Here is a 25,112-nt window from a genome sequence, read left to right on the forward strand (position 1 = left end):
TACTTGCCTAAAAAAGCCCCAAAGCTGGGGCTTCAATGTATCACTCAAAGACAGGGCGATTACCTGGTGTTTCACGATTGAGATGCAAAAACGCACGATGGCGCTCGTATCTGTCTAGGATATCATTGATCACTTGCTCTTTACTATATCCTGACAAATCATTACCCTGCAATCCTTCTAATAGATGTGTCTCAAGTCGATAATAAAACTCTTGACCATCATCAACGGTCGGACGATTAGGCACAGGATATTTAACCGGATAAATGCCATAGCTAAAATCATACTCATCTTCAAAGCTAATCGTAAAAGTCGCTTGATACAGTTGGGCGTCATCTTCGCTTGGGGTTTGGATGACCGACGCCTTAAGACCAATGTTCGCAAACTCCGATACCAACGCTTGCATCGCAGGCAGGCAGGACTGATCTAGCATTTGGCGCGCCTGATCGGCGTCTGCATAAGCTGTCACCCGCGTTAGACGCTCGCGCCAATTTTCAATATCCACATTACCTGCGATTGGTGCGGCATTAGGCTTATTACTTTCGGCGCGAAAATCTTCTAAGCGCAAGGATTTAAATAGCCCAGTCATCACAAAAAACATCACAAAACTAAATGGCAAGCCCATGATAATGGTAGCTTTTTGGAGCGCGCTGATGCCATCAGTCATAAGCATGGCAGCGGTCAGCATACCAATGGCGATCGCCCAAAATAGCCGAATCCATAAAGGCGGTGTCTCGTCGTTATTTTCGCCTTTGAAGCTAAAATTACTCAGCACAATCGCGCCTGAATCCGCAGAAGTCACATAAAATAGCAGCCCCGAAACAAATGCCAAAATCGCTGTCACCGAAAACCAAGGATAATGCGACAACAGCTCATAAAAGCCAATTTCAGGACGTGCGATGATTTTTTCGGCAAAGGCAATATTCCCCATAAACACTTCATTCAGCGCACCATTACCCATGACTGACAGCCACGCTAGGGTAAACATGAACGGTATCGACAGCGTACCGATGACAAACTGACGAATGGTGCGACCTTTAGAAATTTTCGCCAAAAACAATCCCACAAATGGTGACCAAGCAATCCACCATGCCCAAAAAAATAGCGTCCAATCTTGAATCCATTGTTTTTGATCAGGGTCTTGACCATAAGCAAAAGTATCCAAAGTCAGCGCAGGAAAGCGGCTGATATAGTCGCCAATATTGAGCACGATGGCATTTAACAAAAACTCAGTATTCCCCAAAAATAAAATGAACAAAATCAAACCAAGCGCAAAATAAATATTGAGCTCTGATAAGATTTTGATACCCTTTGAGGCGCCAGTCGTCGCCGATACGATGGTGATCGCAACTGCCAAAGAAATCAAAATCACCTGCCACAGCAAATTTTCAGGCAAATCAAAAATCACATGCAAGCCATAATTCAGCTGCACCACCCCGATGCCGCATGTCGTCGCAATCCCAAAAATCGTCCCCAATATGGCAGCCACATCCACCGCATCACCAGCAGGACCGTTAATTTTTTTGCCGATCATCGGATACAGTGCTGAGCGGATGGTCAGTGGCAGGTTATAACGATACGCAAAATATCCAAGCGCAATCCCCACCAAGGCGTACATACACCATCCCGTCAAGCCATAATGAAAAATCGTCCAGGTCAGCGCCTGTCTTGCCGCTTCGACCGTCTGACCATCACCCACAGGCGGATTCATGTACTGCATGATCGGCTCTGCCACCGCAAAGAACATGATATCAATCCCGATACCTGCCGCAAACAGCATCGACGACCAAGTCAATAAGCTATATTCAGGCTGCGAGTGCTTCGGACCAAGCTTAATACTGCCATAACGCGAACACGCCAAAATCAGCACAAACATAATATAAGCGGACGCTGCAAAGAAATAGTACCATCCAAAGGTGGTACTTACCCACGCCAATACGCTGTCTAAAATCACAGAAGCACTGTCATTAAACAGCATCGTATAAATACTAAAAAAGATAATAATCGCGGCAGATAAAAAGAAAACCGTACGGTTCAGACGACTACCTTGAGCTTGTACATCCATAAAATACTCTTGATATTTTATTTATTAAAGTTGAATAAATTTACAAAAAATTACACAAATTATGTTTAAAAACATCTTAAAATTACAGAAAAATAACCAAAAATTGTTATTAAAATCAATAATTTGCGTAATTTTTAGAATTTTGTTATGATATACCATATTTTAAAAGATGACAAGTTAAATTATCTAATCAATTATTAACTTACTGATAAACAATGATAATAATTCAGATAACTCGTTTCTCATCTTTATCGGTTATTAATGACAGACAAGCAAAATGAATTTGGAGCATACCATGTCAGACACCAAACAACTTTATATCAATGGGCGCTATGTCGATGCCACCAGTGGTGAGACCTTTGATACCATCAATCCTGCGACAGGTGAAGTGATCACAAAAGTACAGTCAGCCAGTCAGCAAGATGTCGATAAAGCAGTCGAAAGTGCCAAAGCTGGTCAAAAGATTTGGGCGGCGATGACTGCGGTTGAGCGTTCGCGCATTTTGTTAAAAGCCGTTGAGATTTTGCGTGCGCGCAATGATGAGCTTGCCAAACTTGAGACCGCCGACAGCGGCAAAGCCATGAGCGAGACAACGACGGTAGATATCGTCACAGGCGCCGATGTGCTTGAATATTATGCTGGGCTTGCCACAGCGATTGAAGGCATACAAGTACCGCTCAGACCAGACAGTTATTTTTATACGCGCCGCGAGCCACTTGGGGTTGTTGCAGGTATCGGCGCTTGGAATTATCCGATTCAGATTGCGCTGTGGAAATCAGCGCCTGCACTTGCCGCTGGTAATGCGATGATTTTTAAGCCCAGTGAAGTCACCCCTTTAACGGCGCTGAAACTGGCGGAAATCTACACCGAAGCAGGTCTGCCAGATGGCGTATTTAATGTGGTTCAAGGTGGCGGTGATGTCGGTGCTTATCTAAGCGAGCATCCTGATATTGCCAAAATCTCATTTACAGGCTCGGTTGATACGGGCAAAAAAGTCATGGCAGCGGCTGCCGCTTCATCGCTCAAAGAAGTCACGATGGAGCTTGGTGGCAAGTCTCCGCTCATCATCTGCCCAGATGCCAATATAGATTTGGCAGCAGACATCGCGATGATGGCGAACTTTTATAGTTCAGGTCAGGTCTGCACCAATGGCACGCGCGTGTTTGTGCCTGAGTCATTAAAATCCGACTTTGAATCCGCCATCAAGGCGCGTGTTGATAAAATTCGCTTAGGCGACCCCACCGATGATGCCACCAATATGGGGCCTGTCGTCAGCCACAACCACATGAAAAAAGTGCTTGATTATATCGAAAAAGGCAAATCAGAAGGCGCAACCGTATTATGCGGCGGTGGTCGCGCCGGCACATCTGACATCAAGATTGGCGATGGCAATGCCTTGGAAGCTGGTGCATTTGTCCTGCCGACAGTATTTACCGACTGTCAAGATGACATGAGCATTGTCACAGATGAGATTTTTGGACCAGTCATGAGTATTTTGACTTATCAGGATGAAGAAGAAGTCATCAGACGCGCCAATGATACTGATTACGGCTTGGCAGCTGGCGTGGTGACACCCAATCTGAATCAAGCGCATCGCATCATCCATCAGCTAGAAGCAGGTATTTGCTGGATCAATACTTGGGGTGAGTCTGACGCTAAGATGCCTGTGGGCGGCTATAAGCAGTCTGGCGTTGGTCGTGAAAATGGGCTAACCACGTTAAATCATTATACACAGATCAAATCTGTTCAGGTTGAGATGGGCGAATTTAGCTCAGTGTTTGACCATTGATTGACGATTAAATTTTATATCAGCCCCATTCACACCAAGGAAAACATATGACTCAAACTTATGATTATATCATCGTCGGCGCAGGCTCAGCAGGTAACGTCTTGGCGACTCGCCTAACCGAAGATAGCGATGTCTCTGTGCTGTTATTAGAAGCAGGCGGACCTGATTATCGCCTTGATTTTCGTACTCAAATGCCAGCTGCGCTTGCTTATCCTTTACAAGGTCGCCGCTATAATTGGGCATATCTCACCGACCCCGAGCCGCACATGAATAACCGCAGAATGGAATGTGGACGCGGTAAAGGCTTGGGCGGCTCATCGCTCATTAATGGGATGTGCTATATTCGCGGCAATGCGATGGATTTGGATAACTGGGCAAAGCTTGGCGGTCTTGAAGACTGGACTTATGCCGACTGCCTACCTTATTATAAAAAATCTGAAACTCGCGATGTCGGCGAAAATGAGTATCACGGTGGTCAAGGACCTGTGAGTGTCACCACATCTTATAAAAATAGTAAAATCGGTAATAATGTGCTGTTCGATGCGATGGTCGAAGCTGGCGTACAAGCTGGCTATCCGCGTACTGATGACTTGAATGGCTATCAGCAAGAAGGCTTCGGTCCGATGGACAGAACCGTCACACCAAAAGGTCGACGCTCTAGCACCGCGCGTGGCTATTTGGATATGGCAAAACACCGCCCTAATCTTACCATCAAAACCCATGCCGTCACCGATAAAGTGTTATTTTCTGGCAAGCGCGCGATCGGTGTACAGTATCTACAAGGTAATGATAAAAACCCAATCACCGTCCACGCCAATCGTGAAGTCATCATCTCTTCTGGCGCGATCGCATCGCCACAGATCTTACAGCGCTCAGGTGTCGGTCCAAAGGCGCTTTTGGATGAATTTGGCATTGGCGTCGTCCAAGACCTACCAGGCGTGGGCGAAAATCTACAAGACCATCTTGAGATGTATCTACAGTATGAATGTAAACGCCCTGTCTCGCTTTATCCTGCCCTAAAATGGTACAACCAGCCTGCCATCGGTGCCGAATGGCTATTTATGGGTACAGGCATCGGCGCAAGCAATCAATTTGAAGCAGGTGGATTCATCAGAAGTCGCCCTGAATTTGAGTGGCCAAATATCCAGTACCATTTTTTACCTGTTGCGATTAATTATAATGGTACCAACGCCGTCAATGAGCATGGATTTCAGGCGCATGTTGGGTCGATGCGCTCGCCCTCACGCGGACGCATCCGCCTAAAATCACTGAATCCACACGATCACCCCAGCATTTTATTTAACTATATGTCGCACGAGCAAGACTGGCAAGAATTCCGTGATGGCATCCGTATTACACGCGAGATCATGCACCAGCCAGCCTTGGATGAATTTCGCGGTCGTGAAATCAGCCCGAGCCGACACGCCAAAACCGATCAAGAGCTTGATGAGTTTGTGCGCAATCACGCCGAAACTGCCTATCACCCTTCTTGTAGTTGCAAGATGGGTGATGATGAGATGGCGGTGGTTGATGGACAAGGTCGCGTGCATGGCTTAGAAGGCTTACGCGTGGTCGATGCGTCGATCATGCCGCTGATTATCACAGGCAACCTAAACGCCACCACGATCATGATCGCCGAAAAAATCAGTGACGCCATTCGTGGTCAAAAACTGCCCAAATCAACTGCCAGCTATTATAAAGCCAATCCAAACACAGTGCGCGGTGAGCCACTCAGAGCGTTTAGTGACGACATGCTGATCTAAAAAATAGGCAGCTCATAAGTAGCTAGCAAAAAAGCTGTATCCATGCGATGCAGCTTTTTTCATTGTCAGTTTTAATCATTATTTTTTCTTGGCGGCGAGCATGGCTTGGATATTCGCCAGATAATTTTCAGCGACTTTTTTGGGGTCTTCTTTTTTGACGACAGCGCCGCCGCCAGATAAATGCTCCCTTGGCAGCTCATTTAGGAACCTTGAAGGCGACACCTCCTTAAAATCCATGCCAGATCGGCGCTGCCTGCACAGCAATAAAGTCAGCTCGCTTTTGGCTCTGGTGATCCCAACATACATCAGTCGGCGCTCTTCTTCGATATTGGCAGTGAGAATTGAATTGACATGCGGCAGCAGTTTTTCTTCGCAGCCGATGATATATACATAATCAAACTCAAGACCTTTGGCGGCGTGCAGCGTCATCAGATTGACCTTGTTGGTATTTTCTTCTTCTTGCTGCTGCTCAAGCATATCCAAGAGCACCATCTTACGAATCACCACATCAATCGTCTTATCATCTTCATCTTCGGCTCGATTGATGAGCGCGGTGATGCTTGAGTACAGCGCTTCGATATTATCTAAGCGTCCTTTTTCTTGTTGGGGATTTTTGGAGCTTTCTTTGACATACTCAATATAGCCTGTCTCAGTAATCATCTGACGCACCAAGGGCATCGGATCGCTGTTATCATGCAGCTCACGTGTGTAGTGCTCGATAAATTCCCCAAAAGACTGAATCGTCGCGCCTGCCTTAGCCCCCAGCGCCTCTTTGACACCCGCACGAGTACACGCGCCGAGTAGCGATGTACCGCAATGCTGCGCAAATAGCCCAAGCTTTTCAAGCGTCGCCGAACCGATACCGCGCTTAGGGGTATTAATCACTCGCAAAAACGCCGCATCGTCATCAGGATTAATGATAATACGAAGATAGCCCATCAAATCTTTGATTTCGGTACGCGCAAAGAACGACGTGCCGCCGGACAATTTATAAGGAATCTCAAGCTGTCTTAGCTGAGCCTCCAGTGCTCGAGCCTGAAAGTTACTGCGATATAGCACCGCATATTTATCCCAAGTATGATTATTGCGCAGCCGATGCGTCAAAATTTCTTTGGCGACGCGTTCAGCTTCATCAAAATCATTATTACAAGTAATGATGCGGATTGTTTCGCCATCACCCTTATCAGACCAAAGCGATTTTTCAAACATATGCTCGTTGTTGGCGATGACCGCGTTGGCAGCGCCTAAGATGTGATTGGTTGAGCGATAGTTTTGCTCAAGCTTCACTACCTCAAGATTGGGGAAATCTTGCTTTAAGAGCGCCATATTTTCAGGCTTAGCACCTCGCCATGTATAAATCGACTGATCGTCATCACCCACGACCGTAAATCGCCCAATACTCCCAACCAACAATTTAATCAGTTCATACTGTGCGGTATTGGTGTCTTGATATTCATCCACCAGCAGATAGCGGATGCGATTTTGCCACTTGTCTTTGACCTCGTGATTTTCCCTTAAGATGCGCACAGGCATGACGATCAAATCATCAAAATCAACCGCATTGTACGCTCGCAAATTACGCTCGTACAATTCATACAAATGCACAAATCCCAAATCTTCAGGATCGTCCAGGGTTTCGGCGGCATCTTCGGGCGCAATGAGATCATTTTTCCAATCAGAGATTTTCTTGATGGCTTCATGCACCAGCTCACGGCGCTCAGCACCGCTTAAGTTATCACGCACCATCAGCTCGGCTAGCAGGCGATGACAGTCATCTGCATCCAAAATTGAAAAATTGGATTTTAGCGGCGTGTGTTTTAATTCATAGCGCAAAAACTGTAGCCCAAACTGGTGAAATGTAGAGACAGTCAGCCCGCGAGATTTTTCGCTGGATAGCAGCTTTTGGACGCGCGATTTCATCTCACGCGCCGCTTTGTTGGTAAATGTCACTGCAGTGATGCGATCAGCAGGAATGCGGCAATTTTCAATCAAATGCGCAATCTTTTGGGTGATGACCGAAGTTTTGCCTGAGCCAGCACCAGCCAGCACCAGCAGCGGACCTTGGGTGTGATTTAAAGCTTCTAATTGGCGGGGATTTAGCTTACTCATGGCTGCCTTATACTTGACAATTCAGCGATTGGTTATCATAAGCCGCTGGATTGGTTTTGGTGAATGATCAAAATAAACCCTTATTATAGAAGATTTTTGGCGGTTTCCCAAATAAATTCACCCAATTTATCCAAGATCTAATTTGATTTATCAATGCTTCAAAAAGCACAAACACAGTTTGCCCAAGTCAATTTTTTATGCTACAGTGGCGATTGCCAAGCTTTGCATGACTATTCACCTAAAGATATGTTTTATAAAGACGTCATGGCAATCCTTGGTCAATCTTATTTATTTTGAAGTCATCATTTATGTCGCTGATTCGCCGCCGCAAATTAACCAAACGCCAAGCTCGTCAAATTGAACAAAATCAAACCACTCAAGCCGATGATGGCACATTTGCCGAAGGTGTGATCGTGTCGCATTTTGGCAAGCAGCTTGATGTTCAGATCACAGATCTGCCCACAGTCATGCCAAGTCAGCCTGAAACAGATGCTGACAAGCCTTTGGTGGCAGTTGGCGCGATTTGGCGCTGCCACGCTCGCACGAACTTACCGATGCTTACCACCGGTGATCGCGTCAAATTCAGCCTTGACACCACCGCAGGACTGGGACGCATTGAGCTTTTACTTGATCGGCATAGACTGATTACGCGACCTGATCGCTACCATAAGGTCAAGCCGGTCGCTGCCAATGTGGATGTGCTTGCCATCGTCTTTGCACCGCTACCTAAGCCTGCCGTCAATCTTATCGATCGATATTTATTAATCGCCAAGCTAAATCATATCACACCGCTATTGGTCTTAAATAAAGCCGATTTACTCAATGAACAAAATCCAAACGATCAACAAGCCATCATGCAAATGATCGATGAATACCAAGCACTGGGCGATCGATATGGCTTTCGTGTCATTCAGACCTCGACGCACACCAAAGCAGGCTTGCAGACACTTTTTGAGCATATTGATGGCAAGTTATCCATCTTTGCAGGTCAATCAGGCGTGGGCAAATCAAGCCTGATTAATGAGCTTTTGCCCAATGCCAATCAATCCACCAACATCATCTCCCAAAACTCACAGCTTGGTCAGCATACCACGACGACCAGTCGACTACTGCCTTATGATGCCCATGATTTGGACAAAGGCGGTATCATAGACACGCCAGGAATTCGCGAATATGGGATTTGGCATCTGTCGGCAGATGATATTATGATTGGCTTTGAAGAATTGTATGAATTGGCAGGGAGCTGTCAATTTCGGGATTGTAATCATGCGCCCAATGCCAAAGGATGCGCTCTATGGGCGGCAGCGATGCAAGGCGATGTATTACCAAGGCGTATCGAAAGCCTCAACTTATTGATCGATGAAGCCAAAGCAGGTCAAAGCGCAGTCAAACCTTCTGCCAAATAACACCAATCTATCCACCCTCATCATAAACATGAAAAACGGTGCATTTGGATAAGTTTGGCGTTATAATAATGCTTTCATGATTAGACATTGGAGTATGCTTTGGAACGTTGGTTTGAATTTATCGGTAATCACCCGGTCTTAGTTGGCTTGCTGATTGTATTAATCATTGCATTTTTTGCCATCGAAGGTAAGCGCAGTGGTCGTAAAGTTCCGCCAAGCGAAGTGGGTTTATTGGTAAATAATCAAAACGCTCGCATCATTGACATTCGTCCGCCTAGCAAGTTTGCCAATGGTCATATCACTGGCAGCCAAAACATTCCCTTTAGCGACCTTAAAAATCACTTAGCTGAATTACAAGCCATTGAAGTGCCTGTGATTTTGGTGTGTGATATTGGCATGCAGGCAGGCGCTGCCGTTCAGCTGATCAATCGACCCAATTTTATGCGCCTAGAGGGCGGTATTCAGGGCTATCAAGCAGCAGGCTTGCCCTTAGTTGGTGCCAATAAAAAGTAGTTTTTGCCAAGGATTATGATTAGCCTGATCAACAGACCTTGAAATCTTAATGATCAGCCTTTATATAAGAATATGACCCTATTTTAATTTTAATGGAAATGACAATGCAACAAGTAACCATCTACACCACACCGACTTGTCCTTATTGTGTCGCTGCCAAGCAGCTTTTGAATAGTAAATCTGTCGCTTATGATGAGATCAGCATGTATGATATCAGTGCTGAAGATCGTGAAGCGCTCTCAGCTAAGACTAACGGCTATCGCACTGTCCCACAAATTTTTATTGGCGATAATTTCATTGGCGGTTTTGATCAGCTAAATAAACTCAATGCCGATGGAAAACTTGATGAGCTTTTGGCTTAATCATTTAGCCGTTTTCAATATATCAATGACACCTATGTTTATGTTAAGGAATCCATCATGTCTGAAGAACTTCAACCACAGCTTGGCTTAGAGCGCATCTACACAAAAGACATTTCATTTGAAGTGCCAAACACCGAAGTATTTACCAAACAATGGCAGCCTGAGACTGATGTTAGCATCAGCACAAGCTTCAAAGAGTTGGATGAAGAATATAAAGAAGTGGTACTGACTGTCAGCGTCACTGCTAAGCTTGGCGAGTCGGTGGCATTCATCGCCGAAGTTCAGCAAGCAGGGATTTTTTTGATGCGCAATATTCCTGAGGCAGATATGCCGCATCTACTACAAGCGTATTGCCCAAATATTTTATTCCCTTATGCTCGCGAAGCCATCAGCGATATCGTGACGCGTGGCAGCTTCCCACAGCTACTACTTGCGCCTGTGAATTTTGAACAAGCTTTCTTACAAAGTCAGCTAGAAGCCCAAAATGGTGAAGGCAACGCTTAATCAGCGGATTAATACTTTAAAGCTCGATGATGATCGGGCTTTATTCTTGTCATTTCACCAAAAAAGTAAAGATTTTTGCAAGTATTGCATCAAACATCCAATCATGATAGCCTTATTTGAACCATAACATCAGTGATCCTTATGAAAAGCGTACAAGTTAAAATTCTCAATCCCAAAATCGGCTCTCATCCAGATTTCCCCCTACCGACGCGCGCTACAGAAGGCGCCGCAGGGATCGACTTGCGAGCTTGTATCGATGAGCCGATCATCATTGCTGCAGGCGAAACCAAGCTTATCGGTACTGGTTTATCCATCTATATCAGCGATCCAGATTTTGCAGGGCTGATCCTACCAAGATCTGGGCTTGGTCATAAGCATGGCATTGTACTTGGTAATTTGGTTGGCTTGATTGATGCTGACTATCAAGGCGAGCTGATGGTGTCGATATGGAATCGCAGCGATACCGACTTTGAGCTTAAGCCCGCCGAAAGAATGGCGCAGTATGTCGTCGTACCAATCGCACGCCCTGATTTTGAGATTGTTGATGACTTTAGCGATATCAGCACTCGTGGTTCGGGTGGCTTTGGGTCATCTGGTCGCCATTAAGTTATTCATGATATAATCACTTTTAACAACTGTCATTAGGAATCTGTTATGTCTTTGACGCTAGAAGATGCCAAAATCACGGCTGAAGTCATCACCACCGCCCTGCCTTATATCCAAAAATACAAAGATAAGCTGATCGTGGTCAAATATGGTGGCAATGCCATGACTGACCCTATGCTTGAAAGCTCCTTTGCCAGAGACATTGCGCTACTAAAAACTGTGGGCATTCATCCTGTTGTGGTGCATGGCGGCGGTCCACAGGTGGACAGTTTATTGGCCGAGCTTGGGCGTGAAAGTGAGCGTATCGACGGTATGCGTGTCACTGACAAATCCACCATGGATGTCGTTGAGATGGTGCTTGGCGGTCAAGTCAATAAATCCATCGTAAGTCTGATTAATAAACACGGTGGTAAAGCCATCGGTATGACAGGCAAAGACGCCAATTTGATTTTGGCAAAAAAACTGTATATGCAAAAGCTCAACGATGATGGCAGCTGCCAAGAGGTGGATTTGGGCTTTGTGGGGGAAGTTGAGTCGGTGAATAAAGATGTGATTGACATGCTGATTGCCAGTGACTTTATTCCAGTCATCGCACCGCTTGGGGTAGATGCCAATGGCGATACTTATAATATCAATGCAGATTTGGTTGCCAGCCGTGTTGCTGAGTTCCTAGGGGCTGAGCGCTTACTTTTATTAACTAATATTAAAGGCGTGCTGGATAAACAAGGCAATGTACTTACCCATTTATCCGCCAAAGATATTGATAACTTGATCGCTGATGGTACCATTTCAGGCGGTATGATTCCCAAGATCGAGGGCGCACTTGAAGCCATCAAATCAGGATTACGCAGCGTGACTATCGTTGATGGTCGCGTGCCACACGCATGTTTGCTTGAGATATTCACCGAAGAAGGTGTTGGCACGCAGATTTTACGTGATAAATAGTAAAATTCAATGAATCAATCCCATCAGCTCGCCTTGGTGGGATTTTTTATGGGTTGAATTAACCAATCACCGCCATGATTTGCCAATGCAGCCAATACCAAATCATCATAAAACCCGCCACGATGGCTACCATCGCACCAATCAAAACTCGATCGGCGCGTCGACCACGAGACAGAGCACGACTATAAATCACACCAATAATAAAGCCGACAAGCGCACCACCAATGTGCCCTGCTTTATCAATACCATCAACCGCAAAACCCATCAATAAGTTAATTGCCATGACAAAGCCCAAATTTTTGGTATTTAGCTTAAGTCCGATGGGCGCACGCAGCAGCGCAAGCGAAAACAAAAAAGCACCCAATCCCATGATACCACCAGATGCCCCAGCGCTGATCGGTGGAGGCGTGCCCAAAAACACAGCCTGCCATGCCAAATAATCTCCCAGCAGGTTACCGCCCACCACAGCTAAAATGAACAGAGCTCCAAAATACATCGAGCCGATAATAATCTCGGTCACTTGCCCAAAATAATACAGTGCAAAGCTATTAAACAACAAATGCAGCACACCAATGTGCAAAAACCCACTGCTAATTAGCCGCCAAGGCTCACTGGTCATCGACAGTGGCATAAAATTGGCACCAAATCGAAGTAAATCGCGCGTGCTTGGCGTATCAATATCCACGCCCATCAAAAACTGCACGATCGCTAAGCCAATAAAGCTAAGTATCAATACAAAGGATAAAGGCGCATTTTGCCAAAATGTTGAAAAATTCATCTGTCACACGTGTAAATCATGACCACAGCGGTCACAGAACTTGGCATTGGTAGCATGTCCAAATTTACCGCAATTTGGACAAGAGATTGGCTGCAGCTGTGGGCGCATGGTTCGCGTTAGCTCAGCAGTAAAAATGCCTGTCGGTACAGCAATAATGGCGTAACCGGTGATCATCACCATGCTTGCAATCGCCTGTCCTAGCGGCGTTTTTGGTGAAATATCACCATAACCCACCGTCGTCAATGTCACAACTGCCCAGTAGATTGATAAAGGAATGCTTGTAAAGCCATTTTCAGGGCCTTCAACGACATACAAAACCGAACCAAAGATCGTGACCAGCAAAAGCAGTGATAAGAAAAATACTGTAATTTTATGCTGGCTCGTCTTAAAGGCGGCTGCCAAAAATCCCGCTTGCTGCATATAGGATTTTAGCCGAAAGACGCGAAAAATCCTAAGAATTCTAAGAATCCGAACAACCAGCAAATAATGCGTGCCCGCAAAAAATAGACTCAGATAAGTGGGCAGTAACGCCAATAGATCAACCACGCCATAAAAACTGGTCACGTATCGACGACGATTCGGCGATGAATAAAGACGCAGTGCATACTCGATGGTAAATAAGACCGTAAAAAACCACTCAGCAACAAAAAATAAACGCCCATATTGCAAGCGCAAAAACAGCACACTATCAAACATGACCACCAAAACACTGGTGACGATCGCCACCAAGATCAACACATCAAATAGCTTACCGGCGGGCGTGTCCGTCCCTTCGATGATGATATGGATCTTATTTTTTATCGAGCTATTATTAATTGGGTTTTTTAAAGGATTATTTGCTGGCATACACAAAGCCATGAGACAAAGATTTGTCTATTGTAGCCGAATTTTAAATCAATGGGTAGCTTACTTTGTAAAAGAAAATAACCACCCTAAATTGGGTGGTTATGATTCCCTCATCCATCAGTGTGATGACTGATCATCAAAATTAGAACTTTTCGATGAACTCAGCATAAGCATTGATAAAGCCTTCCAAAGTCGCTTTGCCATGCTCAGAAACCAGCTCGCCTTGCTCATTAAACGCGCCAGCGAAGATACCGCCAAAGTATGCACCAAATGGTAGAGTTGGCATGTTTAGTGCTGGGCTGGTCGCGATGGTGCGAAGCTGATCTGTTACGCGTGAGCTACCGTTAGCATTGACGCTGATTAGACCTAGTGGCTTGCCAGTCCAAACGCTTTGACCCATTGGGCGTGAAGCGATGTCGATGGCATTTTTGATCATTGCTGAAGGACCGCCATTGTGCTCTGGGCTGATCCATAGGATAGCGTCAGCTGCTTTGATTTCTTCGCGGAAACGGTTGTAAGCAGGTACATCTTGCTCATCCAAATCACGGTCATATAGTGGAAGGTCTGCGATTTCAACCACTTTGAATTGTAGTGAGGCAGGAGCAACAGATTCAAGATATTTAAACGCCAACTTGTTTACAGAAGTCTTGCTTGCGCTACCGATTAATACTGCAACTTGTTTTGTCATGATGTCATTTCCTTAAATGTTTGCCCTCGTTGGGCGAGATGAAATTGGTTGATCGTTTTATCTCGATCAGTGTTGATGGTGAATATTATGCCGAGAAAACTCATCTTGAACAAGGTTATTTATAAAACATTATTTTCTATTTTTGCAAAGTTTGATATGAATTTGTCGCTCAATTCGGCTTTTATTAAGTTTAGTTTTCTAAACTTTATCTTATGGTAGCCGCATTTTATGATACGATAGGATTAACTAACGCACATTACCCTGTATGGCAAATCTATTTAAATGTTATGTTTGCTAGCGCATTCTAAAGACAAAATTTTATGAATACCATTGATTTTAAAGAAATAACAAGCTACACTTTGCCATCTCCACCTTGATAAGTTGTATAGAAATATTATGGTTCAGCCCAGTCTTGATGATATCCGATTGTTTGTGTCCGTGGTTCAGGCAGGCAGCTTAAGCTCTGCCTCAGAATTGACTGGTATTACAGTCTCTAAGCTGAGTCGCAGACTGACTCATCTGGAAAATACGCTTGGTACACAGCTACTAAATCGCGGTAAAAAAGGCGTCACTCTCAATGAACTTGGCGAGCGATTTTTTGAGCATGCCCAAAATATGCTCAAAGAAGCAGATAATGCCATCAGCAGCATTCATAAAGAGCTTGAAGAACCCACGGGACTGCTGCGCATCTCTGTGGCGACTGATATCGGTCATCGCTATCTGATACCGTTATTAGATGGATATTTGGCAGCTTATCCTAGGGTTTCTTTGGATATCAATTTTAGTCAGCAAAAAATCAATATGATCCAAGATGGCATTGATATCTCAATCCGTGTGGGGACTATCCAAAACGAAAATGTCGTTGCAAGAACATGGATGATGATGGAGTTTGGCATCTACGCCACTGCAGAATACCTATCAAAGCATGGCGTACCAAAGACACCTAGCGACTTATATAAGCATAAAATCATCGCCCAAACGCTCAGTATGCCGTGGCACTTCAGTCAAGATCACAAAACCGTCAAGGTCAGTCCGAACGCATATATCGGCTGTAATGACTATACCATGGTTGACGACATGATCATAAAAGGATTGGGCGTGGGTAAAATGTGCAAAACCAGTGCAGACAAACATCCTGAACTGGTTGAGCTATTGGGTGATTGGAAAATTGATCCTGTGCCCATTTCTTTGATTTATTACAAGAATCGCGGCGCATTTGCTGCAGTGCGCAGTTTTGTAGATTGGCTGATGACGCATTGCAAGTCAGATCCTATAATACCTTTGGCGTGAATGTATTTATTGAGATACTGGAACATCCAAATAATGAATCTCAACCGATCTGTCATAAATATAATACGGGTTTTCTTTACCCTCAGGGTTATTATAGGCATTTAGGCGAACGATTTGACGCAAATTCGGCTGATGTTTGTATCCATGAATCTCGCCATAAAAAGTACGCCATGCACCAGACCCAGTCTTAATGCCTTGTTCATTATAAGTGACATTGCGAACTTTTAGGCATTGACGCTCTTGACCACTTTCATCAATGCAGTTAATTTTTTCTGGCTCAATTTCCCAAAACAGCAACACCGGCTCACCATAACGAACTTCGGGCTTCATCTCTCCCTGCCAGGTCAGCACTTGAGCCCCTTTTTGGAGCAGCAAAGTGGCTGTGTAATCATCAGAATTGGTTCTAATTTTCAAGGTCGAGTCATTCAAATCCTGCGCAAGCTTTGATTCTATTTGAGCCAGATTGGGTAGATCATCGCTGGGAGAATGGCAAGCCATTAAAGTGGAGGCTCTTTGACCAACCGACAACCGACCTTCAGATAATTGATAGTTTAAGAAATTGTGATTACAGCCCACATTAAAATATACACCGCGATTTGAGAAAATCAAACTACCCGCTCGCTCCTCAATGATCTTTTCATAACTATGGATGGGCGCACCTTGCACCTCAGCAGACACCAATGTCCAGTTATAATTTTTTAAAAGCTCATCAGTAGCGTTTTGAAAACTTGGATTTTTGGCGGTAGTCACTTTGGCAGTTTGCTTAGGTGTTTTGATTGGTTGCTGGGTCGCCTCATTTACCGCTCCATTCACCGCATCCTTAATTTGATAACACGCAGAAAAAGAAAGAGTAGCGATGGCTGAAGTCAAAATGAGTAGTGAAGTTGTTAAACTGAGTTTGGGCTTTGGCGCTTTCATAATCATCACTTTTGGTTGAGTATATGGGCGACCTTAGATTACTGAAATTCAAAAATATAGAGTTGATTGTTCAAAAATTAGTCAATAATATGTCGGTCTCACTATGTGTCATAGTGTCATACAAAATCGCATGAACTTTCTATGCGATCTATGCAATATTTTATGAATAGATTATATCACCTGATCAAAGATCAATTCCGCACTTTTTGTAATGATATTTATTGGGAGTTGTATCCTTTGTGTAAATAAGGTGTACAACCATTAACTTTTATGATAATGGTTTTTATTAAATTTTTAAGAAGAATTTATAGTTTTTCAAAAGCTGTCGCCACCTACTTTTATTCATTAAACTGAGTATTCAAGCAGTAAAAGGCTATACAATTTCGGCAGTCTAACCATGATAATACAAAACCCCTAAAGTATGACCTTTAGGGGTTTGTGGATAACCAAAAATTTTAACAATTATTCGTTATCGTCTTCTTCAGCGGTTGGTGCATCTTCTGACAAGATGGTCACAACGATGTCAGCGCTGACATCATGATGCAACTGGATTGTCACTTTATACTCGCCAACTTGACGGAAAGCACCTTCAGGCATCTTAACTTCTGAGCGATCAACTTCCAAGCCAGATTTTGTCAATGCATCAGCGATATCGCGAGCACCGATAGAACCAAATAGCTTGCCTTCGTCACCAGACTTAGCACGCATGATCACATTAACATCAGTCAATGCTTCAGCACGTGCATTAGCCGCTGCCAATTCTTCAGCTTCCAAGGCTTCAAGCTCAGCACGGCGAGCTTCAAACTTAGCCAAATTAGCTTCAGTTGCAGGCAATGCTTTACCTTGTGGGATTAGGTAGTTACGACCGTAACCCGCTTTAACATCAACAGTCTCGCCAAGTTTACCAAGATTAACGACACGCTGTAATAGAATAACTTGCATGATTTTTCTCCGTTAATTACTTGTGGTTGTCGGTATATGGCAATAGTGCCAAATAACGAGCTTGTTTGATGGCAACTGCTAGCTGACGCTGATATTTGTTAGAAGTACCAGTAATACGGCTAGGAACGATTTTGCCATTTTCGCTGATATATTGCTTCAAAAGTTCAACATCTTTATAGTCGATGTGAGTGATGCCTTCAGCGGTGAAACGGCAGAATTTACGACGACGATAGAAACGTGCCATGATGAAATCTCCTTAATTAGTTATCGCTGTCAGCGTCGTTCTCACCTTGCTCGGTGCGAACGTCATTACGGCGGTTAGCTTTACGAGTGCGCTTATCTTCTGCTTCCTTCGCCAATGGTGATTGCTCAGTGATGGCAGAGTCGCGACGGATAACTAGGCTACGGATGATGGCATCGTTATATTTGAACAGCTCTTCAAGCTGAGCCAAAGTTTCTTCGTTACACTCAATGTTTAACAAAACATAGTGTGCTTTGTGAATCTTATTGATTGGATACGCCAATTGACGACGACCCCAATCTTCTAGACGGTGGTTTGAGCCGCCATTATCTTCTACCAAAGTACGGTATTTGGTTACCATGTCGGCAACTTGGTTGCTTTGATCTGGATGAACCAGTAGCACCACTTCATAATGTCTCATAAGGACTCCCTACGGATTAAAACAGCCACCATCTTATGATGATAGCAAGGAGATGTGAGCTGATATAATAGTCACAAGGCGCATATTATACACCAAATTTTAAAACATTCAAGCTAAAATTAAATTTTGAAAGGTGACGGCATCTTTTTTATTGGGCGTTGATGTGCTACACCATTAATAAGCATTAATTTTAGCTCAGTGCATCAATCATTAAAAATAGCCATGAAAAAAGCCGCCGAAAGCAGCTTTTTTGTCATACTTATCTTAGTTTGATCGGTCAGAATCCAGTAGTCGCTTTTGCTGCTGGATGTGCAGCGCCTGCGCTTCTTTTTCAGCATTAGCCGCAATCGCACCCCGAGCCATCTGCCAAGCTGCACCCACGACCAATAAAGCGGCGAGCACCGCAAAAATCGGCACCGCCGCCCCAAGCGCAGCACCAAAATCCTTCATCAATATGGCATGAAACACCCCAATCATCGCAGGCGCAATCTCACCTGTATCCCCTGCTGCCTGTCCTGGTGCGAACATGACTGCTGCCAAGACAACTAAACTAATCCCCTTAAAAGGTCGGGGTATCAGGCGCATAATAACCAGCCATAAAAGCAGCACCAATCCACAGCAGACGACATAAACGATGAGCGGTAACTGACCTGCAGGCACACCCTCCGTCAGTCGACCCCAAAAGCTAAAAAAGCCTGACAGCGCTTCACCGATTTGCTCAAGCGGTAAATCTTTTAACCAATTCATTGATTTTGACCAAAAATAAAATTGATTTATTTTAACACGCTTTTTAATAATGCAAGCATAAAAATGTTGTTAAAATTGGTGATATTTAAAAATCTGATGAAAAATCAAATTGTTAAACTCAATCAAATTTCTTATCTTGAGCTTCTTTAGCTTTCATCAGTGCTTGAGCAGCGAGCATCTCTGATGGCGGCGCTTGAACATAATAGCCCTGCTCATTAAGCTTAGCTTTAACCTGCTCGATGTCTGCTTGAGCCAGTTTTTGTCTTGATGCCAAGTCTAAGTGCATCACAAACTGACCCAAGCCAAGCTTAGCGCGCATCGCCGTCGGTAAGACACCCAGCCAGTCTTTGAGCTCTTGGGTGTCATTTGGGTAATCAGGACGCGCGATATACACATACCAGCCTTCGTTTTTTGGAAATTTATAAACATCGCAGTGCATTCAAAATTCCTTAATAAAATGTTAATATGGATACAATTAATCAAATGAACTTTTATAATATTGCTGATTCACAGGAATCATTTTGAGTCAGCCCAATGTATTTTGCCAATTATTTTTAAAAAGCTCAAAATTTCACTTGTAAATTGTAGCATTATTTTTCATAATAAGGGTGTTTTGATTTTCAGGAGAGTGTATTTTGAACAGGACGTTTTCAAAATACCACCGAAGGCGCAAACTGTCGTGCAGCTTGGCACGCATTCCCCATAATCGCTCAGGTCACAGGACTGAAAATCTCGGCAAATACTTGCCAACACAATCTGGAGAATGGTGAAATTCACCTACCGAAGGGAAGAAAATGATGACTGTATGCCAAATCATTTCATACAAAATCATTGAAAATCTCAGGTCAAAGGACAGATGGGGTGCTTATTTTAGGTATTATTCTAAGGATAATACCCCATGATTTTGCACTCAATCAGGCTAAGGAATTGACCATGACCGCTCCACAACGCACCCCTCTTTATGATGCCCATCTTGCCTTTGGTGGCAAATTAATCGACTTTGGCGGTTGGGAGCTGCCTGTCAATTACGGCTCTCAGATCGTCGAACATGAAGCCGTGCGCACCGACGCAGGGATGTTTGATGTCTCTCACATGCTGGTAACTGATGTCACTGGCGATCAAGCCAAAGCTCTTTTTCAAAAATTACTTGCCAATGATGTTGCTAAGTTAGGTTTTGTGGGCAAAGCACTGTATTCAGCCATGCTAAACGATAACGGCGGCGTCATTGATGATCTGATCGTCTATCTGATGAATGAAGATGAAACCGCTTATCGCATCGTGTCAAATGGCGCAACTCGTGAAAAAGACTCCGCTCAATTTGCCAAAATCGGTGAAGCATTTGGTGTAACCATTACGCCGCGCTACGAGCTTGCGATGATTGCTATCCAAGGTCCAAAAGCCATCGAAAAGCTACTGACTGTCAAATCTGAATGGGCGGAGACTGTGAATGGACTCAAGCCATTTGTCGGTGCAGATATGGGTGATGAGTGGTTTGTGGCTCGCACAGGCTATACAGGCGAAGATGGCGTAGAAGTGATCCTACCCGCCGATCAAGCAGAAGCATTTTTTAAAGCTCTAGCAGATGTCGGGGTGCAGCCTTGCGGCTTGGGCGCTCGAGATACACTGCGCATGGAAGCAGGCATGAACCTATATGGTAATGACATGGACGATGAGACCAGTCCACTAGAAGCGGGTATGGCTTGGACGGTGGATCTCAAAGATGGCGAGCGTGAGTTTGTGGGTAAATCTGCCCTAACCGCCCTAAAAAATAATGGCGTCACTGTCAAACAAGTTGGGCTTTTGCAAACAGGCAAAGGTGGTGTGCTGCGTGATGGTATGACCGTCGTTACCGATAAAGGCGATGGCATCACCACAAGCGGTGTCTTTAGCCCAACCCTAAAGCAATCTATCGCCATCGCTCGTGTGCCAGTCGATTTTACAGGCGATACTGCCAAAGTCATCATGCGTGGCAAAGAAGTGGATGTGCGCGTGCTTAAACTACCTTTTGTCAGAAATGGTCAAAAGCAGTTTGATTGATGATAACACCCAAAAGTTTTGCTGTGGTGAGTGCTTTTGGGTGGATTTTAAATAAGGTTATGATTATGAAAAAACTGGCAATCGGTTTATTATTAAGCATGGTATCTATATCAGCTTTGGCTGACACACCTGTCTTTAAAACTTTGGCTGATGAAAAGGCGACTTTTGAGCTTTGTGAGAGTGCTGCCAAGACTTTAAATAATCAAGACTTACAAGTTGCACCATTCTTAAATCTTGTTAAACCCTATCTGGGGGTTGGTGATGATGATATGGAAGGGACATTACTTGCCAATCAATTTGTTTTGGATCATTTTAAAACGGTGGGCATTGGCAATCCTGTTGAAACCATTCATATTGACACAGAAAAATCAATGAAAGATACCTTTCTTACTCATGAGTTTTTACTAAAAAGAGAGCTTTATGCCTTTGGCATGCACTGCAAATTTTATCAACCACGACCGAATAGCTATTGGAAAATGGCAAATTTTTCAATACATACCCTATAATTAATTTTTTACCCCAACCCTAACGGAGTTTTTATGAGTAATATCCCTGCTGATCTAAAATATGTCGCCAGCCACGAATGGCTCAAACTAGAAGATGATGGCGTCATCACCGTTGGTATCACCGACCATGCCCAAGACGCTTTGGGCGATGTGGTATTTGTTGAGCTACCTGAAGTGGGTCGTGAAGTGACTGCAGATGAAGAAATCGCAGTGGTTGAATCGGTCAAAGCCGCTTCGGATGTCTACGCACCCATCTCTGGAGAAATCGTAGAGATCAACGAAGAGCTGGTGGACAACCCAGAGCTTGCTAACGAAGACCCATACGGCAAAGCGTGGTTCTTTAAAATCAAGCCTGCCAATCCTGCCGATTATGATGGCTTGATGACCAGCGATGAGTACGAAAACTCACTATAAGCATTTGCCTTAGTAAACAAGGGCAAAAATGCATTTTGCCCTTGTTTAAATTGATTAGCCATTGGGCTTTATTGAAATGTCTGATGGCTAATCAATTTAAACGCTGAGTTTTGGATTTTATCACGAGGAATGACCATGACTTTTAACAATTTTTCTGAATTATTTTATGAAAATGCCTTTGTGCATCGCCATCTGGGCAAAGATGAAAGTGAGCAACAAGATTTATTAAAAACAGTTGGCTTTGATGATCTAGACAGCTTTATCGATGCCGTGGTGCCTAAGGCGGTACGCCTGAATAAGGATTTGGACTTGCCAACGGCGATGAGTGAACACAATGCTTTGGCAAAACTGCGCAAAATGGCAGACAAAATCACCGTCGCCAAAAGCTATATCGGTCAAGGTTATTCGCCTGCGCGCCTACCCGCTGTCATTCAGCGCAATGTGCTAGAAAATCCAGGCTGGTACACCGCCTACACGCCATATCAAGCTGAGATTGCCCAAGGTCGCCTAGAAGCGTTGTTAAACTTTCAGCAAGTATGTATTGATCTGACAGGCATGGACTTGGCAGGCGCAAGCCTACTGGATGAAGCGACCGCTGCTGCTGAGGCGATGGCGATGGCTAAGCGTGTCAGCAAATCAAAATCAAACCAATTTTTTGTGGATGAGCGCACTTATCCGCAAACCTTAGATGTTATTCAAACTCGCGCCAAATATTTTGGCTTTGAGGTTGTGGTAGGCGACTTTGATACTGCGCAAAATGGCGAATTTTTTGGCGCGTTTTTCCAATACGTCGGTAAAGACGGCGACGTACTTGACCTAAGCTCTATCATCGCATCAGTCAAACAAAAAGGCGCTTATGCGATTGTCGCAAGCGACATCATGAGCTTGGTGCTACTCAAATCCCCTGCTGATATGGGCGCTGACATTGCTTTGGGTAGCACACAGCGTTTTGGTATTCCGATGGGCTTTGGGGGTCCGCACGCGGCTTACTTTGCTTTTAAAGATAAAGACAAACGCTCCGCTCCTGGTCGTATCATTGGTGTCTCTAAAGATGCTCAAGGTAACACCGCGCTTCGTATGGCGCTTCAGACGCGCGAGCAGCATATCCGCCGCGAAAAAGCCAATTCAAACATCTGCACCTCCCAAGTCTTACTTGCCAATTTGGCAGGTATGTACGCCGTCTATCATGGACCTGTAGGCCTTAAGCGTATTGCTACGCGCATCCACGCCTTAGCGACTGCCTTTGCTGAGTCAGTTAAGAAAGCTGGTCTGGCAGTTCGTCATGATGTATTTTTTGATACGGTATTGGTTGAGTGCGGCGATCAAGCAGAAGCGATTTATAAGGCTGCCAAAGACAAAGGCTATAACCTATGGCAGCATACCAATGGCGGTATTTCGGTTTCTTTTCATGAGCTGACCGACGAAGTCGAATTTGATGAGCTTTGCCAAATCTTTGGCGCTAACGGTAGTCTTGATACTGTGCAGGTTCAATTAGGTGATCTATTAAGACAAGATGAGATCTTAACCCACCCTGTCTTTAACAGCCATCACACCGAGCATCAGATGCTTCGCTATCTGAAGTCGCTTGAAGATAAAGACCTTGCCATGAATCGCTCAATGATTTCGCTGGGTTCATGCACGATGAAGCTGAACGCTACCAGCGAGATGCTGCCGATTACTTGGAGCGAGTTTGCGGGTGTGCATCCTTTTGCACCCAAAAGCGATACCGAGGGCTATATCGAGATGATCGACAGCCTACAAACCCAGCTCAAAGCCATCACAGGGTTTGATGAAATCTCCATGCAGCCAAATTCGGGTGCTTCTGGCGAATATGCCGGCTTGCTCGCCATTCGCCGTTATCATGAAAGCTTGGGTCAAACTGAGCGTGATGTCTGCCTGATCCCTCGTTCAGCGCACGGCACTAACCCTGCCACTGCTCAGATGATGGGCATGAAAGTGGTTGTGGTTGCAACTGATGATAACGGCAATGTGGATATTGATGATCTAAAAGCCAAATGCGATGAGCACAGTGATAAACTCGGCGCCTTGATGATCACTTATCCTTCGACGCATGGCGTCTTTGAAGAAGGCATTCGTGATATTTGCGACATGATTCATGCGCATGGCGGACAAGTCTATATGGACGGCGCCAACATGAATGCGCAAGTGGGTATCATGCAGCCAGCCGATGTCGGTGCAGACGTACTACACATGAACCTACACAAAACCTTCTGTATTCCACATGGCGGCGGCGGTCCCGGCATGGGTCCGATTGGACTAAAATCACACTTAGCACCATTCATCTCAAGCCACAGCGTCGCTCCTGTGTTCAATGCCCAATCTGAGCAATCAGCGGTATCGGCAGCACCTTATGGTTCGGCAAGTATTTTACCAATTTCATGGATGTACATTACCATGATGGGTCGTGATGGTCTGTTAGCAGCAACCAAACAAGCACTACTCAATGCCAACTATATCGCCACCAAGCTTAGCGAAGATTATCCAGTTTTATATACTGGTAAAAATGGTCGTGTCGCGCACGAATGCATCATCGACATCCGCCCATTGAAGGCAGAAACAGGCATCTCTGAGACTGACATTGCTAAGCGCTTGATGGATTATGGTTTTCATGCGCCGACCATGTCATTCCCCGTGGCAGGCACGCTGATGATTGAGCCTACTGAATCTGAAAGTAAAGCTGAGCTTGATCGCTTTATCAGTGCATTAAAGCAAATTAAGCAAGAAGCCTTAAAAGTTCAGGCAGGTCAGGACGGTTGGAGTCTGGACAATAACCCACTGGTGAACGCACCGCACACCCAAGCTGTCATCACTGGCGAGTGGGATCGTCCGTATAGCCGAGAAGAAGCTGCCTTCCCACTAGACTATATCAAAGCGCACAAGTTCTGGCCATCGGTGGGACGCGTCGACGATGTCTATGGCGATAAAAATCTCATTTGTTCATGCCCAAGCATTGAAAACTATGAGTAAATAATCAGCTTATGCACCTTAAAATCCGTCCTTTTTTGGACGGATTTTTTGGGAGCTTATCAGGCTTAATGTGAAGGTTGGCTGTGATTTAAAACTGGTTAAGTCATTGGCTTATGATTTTTGGGTAATTTTATCTTAATGTGTCAGCATTAAAATGAATTTTTATTTATTTTAATTATCTTAATAATCAAACACCTATAATTGATATAGACAAACTCAGATAATATTCTTTACATT

At 44.5% G+C, this 25,112-nt stretch carries 24 protein-coding genes and 2 riboswitches; of the genes, 13 read left to right on the forward strand and 11 right to left on the reverse strand.

The window, feature by feature from the left end:
- Positions 1-40: 40 nt before the first annotated feature.
- On the reverse strand, positions 41-2,062 hold the full coding sequence (gene betT / locus U0021_RS01740; RefSeq protein WP_114800092.1) for a choline BCCT transporter BetT: 2,022 nt from the start codon (positions 2,060-2,062) through the stop codon (positions 41-43).
- A 295-nt stretch (positions 2,063-2,357) separates the two neighbouring features.
- Here betT and betB point away from each other — a divergent pair, with 295 nt between their 5' ends.
- Both betB and betA read left to right on the forward strand, forming a co-directional pair.
- Complete coding sequence (gene betB, locus U0021_RS01745) at positions 2,358-3,851, forward strand: betaine-aldehyde dehydrogenase (protein ID WP_114800093.1); 1,494 nt, start codon at positions 2,358-2,360, stop codon at positions 3,849-3,851.
- 47 nt (positions 3,852-3,898) lie between these two features.
- A complete protein-coding gene (gene betA / locus U0021_RS01750; protein ID WP_078255643.1) occupies positions 3,899-5,614 on the forward strand; it encodes a choline dehydrogenase in 1,716 nt (571 codons plus the stop codon).
- A 78-nt stretch (positions 5,615-5,692) separates the two neighbouring features.
- Here betA and U0021_RS01755 read toward each other — a convergent pair whose 3' ends face one another.
- Positions 5,693-7,723: a UvrD-helicase domain-containing protein gene (locus U0021_RS01755; protein WP_114800094.1), complete on the reverse strand. Its 2,031-nt coding sequence runs from the start codon at positions 7,721-7,723 to the stop codon at positions 5,693-5,695.
- Positions 7,724-8,031: 308 nt separating this feature from the next.
- On the opposite strand from U0021_RS01755, the gene rsgA reads away from it, so the two are divergent.
- From rsgA to argB, 6 genes are all read left to right on the forward strand, one after another.
- A complete protein-coding gene (rsgA, locus tag U0021_RS01760; protein ID WP_114800095.1) occupies positions 8,032-9,129 on the forward strand; it encodes a ribosome small subunit-dependent GTPase A in 1,098 nt (365 codons plus the stop codon).
- Positions 9,130-9,228: 99 nt separating this feature from the next.
- Positions 9,229-9,642 (forward strand): rhodanese-like domain-containing protein, encoded by a 414-nt coding sequence (locus tag U0021_RS01765; protein WP_049235820.1) that lies wholly within the window; start codon positions 9,229-9,231, stop codon positions 9,640-9,642.
- 98 nt (positions 9,643-9,740) lie between these two features.
- Positions 9,741-10,004: a glutaredoxin 3 gene (gene grxC / locus U0021_RS01770; protein ID WP_192831293.1), complete on the forward strand. Its 264-nt coding sequence runs from the start codon at positions 9,741-9,743 to the stop codon at positions 10,002-10,004.
- 57 nt (positions 10,005-10,061) lie between these two features.
- Positions 10,062-10,508, forward strand: a complete 447-nt coding sequence (secB, locus tag U0021_RS01775; protein WP_078255639.1) for a protein-export chaperone SecB — start codon at positions 10,062-10,064, stop codon at positions 10,506-10,508.
- 141 nt (positions 10,509-10,649) lie between these two features.
- Positions 10,650-11,114, forward strand: a complete 465-nt coding sequence (gene dut, locus U0021_RS01780) for a dUTP diphosphatase (RefSeq protein ID WP_114800096.1) — start codon at positions 10,650-10,652, stop codon at positions 11,112-11,114.
- 48 nt (positions 11,115-11,162) lie between these two features.
- Positions 11,163-12,059, forward strand: a complete 897-nt coding sequence (argB, locus tag U0021_RS01785) for an acetylglutamate kinase (protein ID WP_049235703.1) — start codon at positions 11,163-11,165, stop codon at positions 12,057-12,059.
- A gap of 58 nt (positions 12,060-12,117) precedes the next feature.
- On the opposite strand, the gene U0021_RS01790 is transcribed toward argB, so the two are convergent.
- The 3 genes from U0021_RS01790 to U0021_RS01800 all read right to left on the reverse strand — a co-directional run bounded on the left by U0021_RS01790 (position 12,118) and on the right by U0021_RS01800 (position 14,371).
- Positions 12,118-12,837 (reverse strand): rhomboid family intramembrane serine protease, encoded by a 720-nt coding sequence (locus U0021_RS01790; RefSeq protein ID WP_114800097.1) that lies wholly within the window; start codon positions 12,835-12,837, stop codon positions 12,118-12,120.
- Positions 12,838-12,840: 3 nt separating this feature from the next.
- On the reverse strand, positions 12,841-13,683 hold the full coding sequence (locus U0021_RS01795) for an ion transporter (RefSeq protein ID WP_114800098.1): 843 nt from the start codon (positions 13,681-13,683) through the stop codon (positions 12,841-12,843).
- A 142-nt stretch (positions 13,684-13,825) separates the two neighbouring features.
- Positions 13,826-14,371: an NADPH-dependent FMN reductase gene (locus U0021_RS01800; RefSeq protein WP_049235700.1), complete on the reverse strand. Its 546-nt coding sequence runs from the start codon at positions 14,369-14,371 to the stop codon at positions 13,826-13,828.
- Between the two features lie 396 nt (positions 14,372-14,767).
- On the opposite strand from U0021_RS01800, the gene U0021_RS01805 reads away from it, so the two are divergent.
- A complete protein-coding gene (locus U0021_RS01805; RefSeq protein WP_114800099.1) occupies positions 14,768-15,661 on the forward strand; it encodes a LysR family transcriptional regulator in 894 nt (297 codons plus the stop codon).
- A 6-nt stretch (positions 15,662-15,667) separates the two neighbouring features.
- Here the strand turns inward: U0021_RS01805 and U0021_RS01810 are convergent, their stop codons facing one another.
- The 6 genes from U0021_RS01810 to U0021_RS01835 form a co-directional block, all read right to left on the reverse strand.
- Positions 15,668-16,579 (reverse strand): META domain-containing protein, encoded by a 912-nt coding sequence (locus U0021_RS01810; RefSeq protein ID WP_114800100.1) that lies wholly within the window; start codon positions 16,577-16,579, stop codon positions 15,668-15,670.
- Between the two features lie 462 nt (positions 16,580-17,041).
- On the reverse strand, positions 17,042-17,521 hold the full coding sequence (gene rplI, locus U0021_RS01815; RefSeq protein ID WP_049235697.1) for a 50S ribosomal protein L9: 480 nt from the start codon (positions 17,519-17,521) through the stop codon (positions 17,042-17,044).
- A gap of 16 nt (positions 17,522-17,537) precedes the next feature.
- Positions 17,538-17,765, reverse strand: a complete 228-nt coding sequence (rpsR, locus tag U0021_RS01820; RefSeq protein WP_049235696.1) for a 30S ribosomal protein S18 — start codon at positions 17,763-17,765, stop codon at positions 17,538-17,540.
- A 16-nt stretch (positions 17,766-17,781) separates the two neighbouring features.
- Positions 17,782-18,183, reverse strand: coding sequence for a 30S ribosomal protein S6 (gene rpsF, locus U0021_RS01825; protein ID WP_049235695.1), 402 nt, complete (start codon positions 18,181-18,183; stop codon positions 17,782-17,784).
- A 264-nt stretch (positions 18,184-18,447) separates the two neighbouring features.
- On the reverse strand, positions 18,448-18,930 hold the full coding sequence (locus U0021_RS01830) for a hypothetical protein (RefSeq protein WP_049235694.1): 483 nt from the start codon (positions 18,928-18,930) through the stop codon (positions 18,448-18,450).
- A gap of 118 nt (positions 18,931-19,048) precedes the next feature.
- Positions 19,049-19,369 carry a YcgL domain-containing protein gene (locus tag U0021_RS01835; protein ID WP_114800101.1) on the reverse strand — a complete coding sequence of 107 codons (321 nt, stop codon included), beginning with the start codon at positions 19,367-19,369 and terminating at the stop codon, positions 19,049-19,051.
- Between the two features lie 172 nt (positions 19,370-19,541).
- A riboswitch (glycine riboswitch) is annotated at positions 19,542-19,666 on the forward strand.
- Positions 19,667-19,676: 10 nt separating this feature from the next.
- Positions 19,677-19,796, forward strand: a riboswitch (glycine riboswitch).
- A 67-nt stretch (positions 19,797-19,863) separates the two neighbouring features.
- On the opposite strand from U0021_RS01835, the gene gcvT reads away from it, so the two are divergent.
- The 4 genes from gcvT (at position 19,864) to gcvP (ending at position 24,875) form a co-directional block, all read left to right on the forward strand.
- A complete protein-coding gene (gene gcvT / locus U0021_RS01840) occupies positions 19,864-20,967 on the forward strand; it encodes a glycine cleavage system aminomethyltransferase GcvT (protein WP_114800102.1) in 1,104 nt (367 codons plus the stop codon).
- Positions 20,967-21,473 carry a hypothetical protein gene (locus U0021_RS01845; protein WP_114800103.1) on the forward strand — a complete coding sequence of 169 codons (507 nt, stop codon included), beginning with the start codon at positions 20,967-20,969 and terminating at the stop codon, positions 21,471-21,473. Before gcvT ends, U0021_RS01845 begins: the two co-directional genes overlap by 1 nt.
- A gap of 33 nt (positions 21,474-21,506) precedes the next feature.
- A complete protein-coding gene (gcvH, locus tag U0021_RS01850; RefSeq protein ID WP_114800104.1) occupies positions 21,507-21,887 on the forward strand; it encodes a glycine cleavage system protein GcvH in 381 nt (126 codons plus the stop codon).
- Between the two features lie 135 nt (positions 21,888-22,022).
- Positions 22,023-24,875 carry an aminomethyl-transferring glycine dehydrogenase gene (gene gcvP / locus U0021_RS01855; RefSeq protein WP_327037532.1) on the forward strand — a complete coding sequence of 951 codons (2,853 nt, stop codon included), beginning with the start codon at positions 22,023-22,025 and terminating at the stop codon, positions 24,873-24,875.
- The last annotated feature ends 237 nt before the right edge of the window (positions 24,876-25,112 follow it).

This window comes from Moraxella canis (assembly GCF_034424565.1).
GTDB lineage: Bacteria > Pseudomonadota > Gammaproteobacteria > Pseudomonadales > Moraxellaceae > Moraxella > Moraxella canis.